The organism is Nocardiopsis protaetiae, from assembly GCF_045446735.1.
Classification (GTDB): domain Bacteria; phylum Actinomycetota; class Actinomycetes; order Streptosporangiales; family Streptosporangiaceae; genus Nocardiopsis; species Nocardiopsis protaetiae.
In genome coordinates, this window is record NZ_JBJJBV010000451.1 from 1 (window position 1) to 3201 (window position 3201).

At 74.8% G+C, this 3201-nt stretch carries 1 pseudogene; it reads left to right on the forward strand.

Annotated features, from left to right (window positions below):
* Positions 1-3072, forward strand: a pseudogene (locus tag ACJOT3_RS33690) (hypothetical protein); the annotation flags it as partial.
* Positions 3073-3201 lie beyond the last annotated feature (129 nt).

Here is a 3201-nt window from a genome sequence, read left to right on the forward strand (position 1 = left end):
CCGCGGACCCCCGGCACCGACGACCACACGGCCGTGCTGCTGCCGGTCCCCGCCGCGCAGAAGGTCGTGGTCCCCGCCCTGTGGGCGTTCATCGCCGGACTCGTCCCCGACCGGCTCGTGCCGGGCCCCGACGGGACGACGCCCGTCGGTCTGAGGACGCAGCCCCCGCCGGAGCCGGTACGGCCGGGTATCGGGGTCGTCGACGGCCTGCTCGACAAGGGGTACCAGTCGCGGCCGGTGGATCCGACCGCGGCGGTGGACCGCCTGATCGGGATGTTGGCGGGCAACGGGTGGGAGCTGACCGGGCTCAGCCGCGAGGAACTGATCCGGACGGTGGGCACGCACCTCAACCGGAGCCTGACCGACATGCCGCCGCTGCCGGTCCGGGTGAAGGCGACCCGGACCCAGGTCGAGTTCCACCGGGAGCCGGGGTCCACCACCCCCTCGCTGCGGACCCGGGCCAAGGGGTTCTCCCGGGAGGCGGTGCTGCGCCTGGACGTGCGGCTGCGCGACGACCGGGTCGAGCACATGGGCGGGAAGATGGAGTTCATCGAGCGGGTGGCGCTGACCCGCGGCTCCGCCCGGGGCGGTCGACGGTTCTCCGCATGGGCGGCGGGCGGAGCCGTGGACGTGCTCGTCCCCACCGAGCGCCGGAACGACGCCCGGAGCGGGGCCGGGAACGGGGTGGTCCTGGCGGGCGGGACGGCGGCGTACCGGTACCAGGCCGGTGAGGAGAACTCGGCGTCGATCGGCACCACGGAGGAGCGGACCCACGAGCGTGTGGTGTTCGAGCCCTACGCGATCGTGAGCGCCGCCGTGGATGTGCACCTCGACCTGGCCTTCGGCGGCTGGAGCTACAGCGCGTCCGCCGCGGCCGGGCGGACGGAGAGCGTCCACCCGCTGTCCTACCTCACCGTGACCACGGCCTGGGAGGGGTACACCGACCCGGAGGCGGAGGGCGGCGGGCCGGTGCCCGCGGTTGAGGAGGTGGGGGCGGGACCGGTGCCCCGGCCGCCGCTGCCCGCCACCCCGGTCACCGAGATCCCGAGCGCGCACGTCCCGGCGACGGCGGCGATGGTGCCGGGGGTGCGGGCGAACGCGGGCGGTCGGACCGCGATCTCTCTGGTCGACGGGTGGGTGACGGGCCTGAGGACCACCGCGCCGGGGTACGGGGACGGGACCGGCGGTTTGGAGACCACCCCCGCCGCCGTCCGGCACGCGGGGCGCGGAGTCTTCGACGCCGCGGTCATCGCGACCGCGCGGGCGCACGGCTGGACGGCCGCGACGGCCGACCCGCAGGAGGCGCGCACCTTCCTGGCGGAGCGGGTCGGGGGCGAGGACCCGGTCGACCCGATCACCTTCATGCAGAGTGAGACGGTCCTGCGCGGCCTGGCCCCCGAGGCCATGGAGGCGGGGGGCAAGGGCGCCGTCCTGACCGAGTTCGACGACACCCGGGTCGGGGTGAGGGCGCTCGTGGACCTCGGGGGCGCCGCGGTGGTGTCGGTGAGCGGGGAGAGCCGGGCCCGGGACTCCGAGCAGGAGGGGGCGGGCGAGTCCTCCGGCACCTCGCGGACGACCGCGCACACCACCGGTGGCGGTGTCCATGTCCTCCACTCGGCGCGGCCGGGCGACCGGCTGCGCGAGAGCCCGCAGGAGCCGGAGTCCACCGCCGCCGCCCGGGCCGGCGAGGGCTCCTCCTCCGGGCAGCGGGCGGGCGCGGTGGCGCGGGGGCCGGGGAGCAAACGCACGTTCCTGGTCCGGATCCCGACGCGGTGGCTGGCCTGGGCGGAGGTCGGCGGGGCGGGGGGCCGGGTCGAGGGGGCCTGGACCGAGGCGCCGGTGCTGCGGTGGATGGACGAGCAGGAGGCGCGGGACCGGGGACTGGACACCACGTCGCCGGAGGTCGACGCGCTGCTCGACGCGCAGAAGGCGTTCGAGAAGGCCGACGCCGCCTACCTCGACACCCGGACGGCCCTGCACACGGTGGTCGGCGAGGCCCGGGAGGATCCCGCCCGGTACGAGGACCCGGATTTCCAGAGGGAGTACGGGCACGGGGTCGAGGCGCTGGCGGAGGCGGACCGGAAACGGACAGAGGCCCTGCGGGCATTGGAGGACGCCCTGGCCGCCGTCCGCCCGACGCCAAGAGCGGAGGTGTCGCCCCCTCCTCCGCCGCGGGAGGCGGAGGCGACACGGCCGGCGAAGACACCGCCGGCGCCGACCGCGCAACCGGTGTCGGAGACCGCGCCGCCGGTGTCGACGGCACAGCCGGTGTCGGAGGCGGAACCGACGAACGAACCGGCGGCAGAGCTGGAGGCGACGCCGAAGACGGCGGTATCGCCGGAGTCTCCCGCTCCGCCGCTACCGGAGGCGGAAGCGGTACCGAAGGCGGAAGCGGTACCGAAGGCGGAAGCGACGCCGGTATCCCCCCTTTCGCCACCGCCGGAACCCAAGGTGGAAGTGACGGTGGAGGTGGTACCGGTGATGGAGGTGGTGCCGCCGAGGGAGGAAGCGGTACCGGTGCCGCACGTGCTGCCGGAGTCGGAGGCGACACCGGTGGTGGAAGGGTCTCCGGAGGTGCACGCGCCGCCGGGGACAGGAAGAACGCAGGAGAGGGAAGCGACGCGGGAGGCGGGCGAGGACGGGGACTCCGTGCGCCCGCAGAGGCAGGACGTCCTCCCGGAGGTGGTGATCGCGCCGCCGCCCCGACGTGGAACGCCCCTATCGACCGGACGGCCCGGTTCTTCCCAGGAGCGGCCGCCCGGAGTGGTCCCGGTGCACAGCGGTCCGGACGACGTCGGGGGAGGCGCACCGGCGGTGCCGCACGTTCCGGTGTCGGACGCGGAGCGGCAGCGACAGCTCAACGACGCGTTCTCGGAGGTGCTGGTGACGGCGCCGCCGGGAGTGGGCAGAACCCCTCCGCCTCCCGCACCGCCACAGCCCTCTCGGAAGGGTGAGGTGGAGGTGACGCCGGAGGGGGACGCCTCGGAGGATGTGGCCGAGGGGGCGCCGGTGTCGGAAGGGGCTGCGGTGGCAGAGGCACCACCGGCAGTGCGCACCCCCTCGGAACGATAAAGGAGATTTTCTTCTTTATCCCATTTTGTCCCTTTCTTCCGCTTTTCACCGAGGGTCCCGAGCACGTGCCACCGAGGCCGCCGCCCGCGCGGGCGCTCGGCGACACCCAGGGAAACCCGGGGGTAATAA